The organism is Metabacillus niabensis (assembly GCF_902829255.1).
GTDB classification, from domain to species: domain Bacteria; phylum Bacillota; class Bacilli; order Bacillales; family Bacillaceae; genus Metabacillus; species Metabacillus niabensis.
Genome location: NZ_CADEPK010000291.1, coordinates 1 through 2,444 on the forward strand (window position 1 = coordinate 1; position 2,444 = coordinate 2,444).

At 35.5% G+C, this 2,444-nt stretch carries 1 protein-coding gene and 1 pseudogene; one reads left to right on the plus strand and one right to left on the minus strand.

Translation table 11 applies throughout. The features are described 5' to 3' along the window. Positions 1 to 2,196: alpha-galactosidase (locus HU235_RS16780; RefSeq protein WP_174880949.1), on the plus strand; the 2,196-nt coding region annotated here is incomplete at its 5' end. Positions 2,197 to 2,268: 72 nt separating this feature from the next. On the opposite strand, the pseudogene HU235_RS16785 reads toward HU235_RS16780, so the two are convergent. Continuing rightward, a pseudogene (locus HU235_RS16785) lies at positions 2,269 to 2,340 on the minus strand (sporulation initiation factor Spo0A C-terminal domain-containing protein); the annotation flags it as partial. Between the last annotated feature and the right edge of the window lie 104 nt (positions 2,341 to 2,444).

The following is a 2,444-nucleotide window of genomic DNA, read 5'->3' on the forward strand; positions in this document are numbered from 1 at the left end:
TTTCATTTATATAACGACAATATAAGTTATATTTTTAGAGTATTAGAAAAAAGCAATCTACTAGAACATCTTTATTTCGGAAAGAAAATAAAACATCGTGAATCTTTCTATCATTTAATTGAACGTGAGGTTCGTCCTTCATGTAATTTATTTGAAGGTGATCATACTTCATCACTAGAGCATATTAAACAAGAATATCCTAGCTATGGGTCAACTGATTTTCGCTACCCAGCCCATATGATTAAAAATAACATCGGTAGCCATATTTCAAATTATCAATTCCATAGCTATCAAATCATTTCTGGTAAACCCCGGCTTCAGCAATTGCCTGCAACATATGTTGAGGATAATCAAGAAGCCGATACATTAGAAGTTACATTATATGATGAAGTGTTAAAAAGCAAACTCATCTTAAGTTACACAATTTATCAAAAAAGAAATGTCATTACCCGCAACGCAAGATTTGTAAATGAAGGTAATGAATCATTCTATCTTCACAATGCGATGAGTGCAAGCATCGATTTTCCAGATGACCAATATGAAATGCTTCACTTAAATGGAGCTTGGGCACGCGAGACTCATGTTGAATCCCAAAAGCTATTTAAAGGAGTACAATCAGTATCTTCTACGAGAGGTGCTAGCAGTCATGCTCATAATCCATTCATTGCATTAAAGCGTCTTGATGCATCTGAACATCATGGTGAGGTTTATGGATTCAGCTTAGTTTATAGCGGCAATTTTTTAGCACAAGTAGAAGTAGACACATACAGTGTTAGCAGAGTAATGATGGGGATAAATCCATTCCAATTCAAATGGAAGCTAAACCCAAATGAATCATTCCAAACTCCTGAATGTGTTATCGTTTATAGCGAGCATGGATTAAATGGAATGAGTCAAACATACCACGATTTATATAGAGAGCGACTTGTACGAGGATATTGGCGTGATAAAGTCCGCCCGATTTTAATAAACAACTGGGAAGCGACCTACTTTGATTTTAATGAAGAAAAAGTATTAGACATTGCAAAAACTGCCTATCATTTAGGGATTGAACTATTTGTATTAGATGATGGTTGGTTCGGAGAACGCCATGATGATTCGAGCTCCCTAGGAGACTGGTTTGTTAATAAAGACAAACTTCCAAATGGGATTAAAGGTCTCTCTGAAAAGGTTAGTGAGCTTGGAATGAAATTCGGTCTATGGTTTGAGCCTGAAATGGTATCTAAAGGAACGAAATTATTTGAGGAACATCCTGATTGGATGATTTCTACCCCTGAACGTGTTGCTTCACATGGTCGTAATCAATTTGTATTAGACTTCTCACGGAAAGAGGTAGTTGATTATATATTCCAATTAATGGATGATATCATTTCTGATTCAAAAATCTCCTATATAAAATGGGACATGAACCGTTATATTACAGAAGCTTATTCAAGTAGTTTAGACATCGATCAACAAGGTGAAGTATTCCACAGATATATCCTCGGAGTTTATGACTTGTATGAGCGTTTAATTGAAAAATATCCTGAAATATTATTCGAATCATGTGCTGGCGGTGGAGCACGTTTCGATCCAGGCTTATTGTATTATGCACCACAAACTTGGACGAGTGATGACACAGACGCTGTTGAGCGATTAAAAATCCAGTATGGTACTTCAATGGTTTACCCATTAAGTTCTATCGGCAGCCATGTCTCAGCCGTACCTAATCATCAAGTTGGCCGGATGACATCAATTGATACACGTGCAAATGTTGCATATTTTGGAACATTTGGTTATGAACTAGACATTACTAAGTTAAGCGATGGAGAAAAAGAAAAAGTGAAGGAACAAGTAAGCTTCTTTAAGGAGAAACGTGACTTAATTCGCAGTGGTGCCTTCTATCGTTTATTAAGTCCGTTTGAGTCAAATGAGGTTTCCTGGATGGTCGTTTCACAGAATAAGAGTGAGGCAATTGTTGGCTACTACAAAGTTCTTGCAAAGCCTAATGACAAATATTATCGCATTAAATTAAAAGGACTTGACGCTGATAAATTGTATGAAATTGAAGGAATGGATACAAGACATTATGGCGATGAACTAATGAATATCGGCATCATTCTTAATGAAAACTACACAGACCGTGCAAATGAATACTGGGCAAGAGAACATCCACATGATTACTCTTCAAGGTTATTTGTTTTAAAAGAAGTATAATGAATATATAAAAACCAGTGAATTATCTCACTGGTTTTTTTGTCTATATGGATAATGATTAGCTAGCCTTATGCTCCAAGCAACTTCGATTGCATGGCGGATCGCTCGTTCAACACGTGATGCAGTTGTGTTGTATTTTTTTGTAAAAATTCCGAATAAAGGATAAATATGAAAACTTAACTCCAGGATTAAGTAAACTTAATATTCACTCAAAAAATACAATTTTTAATACATAACATTTTACTTTC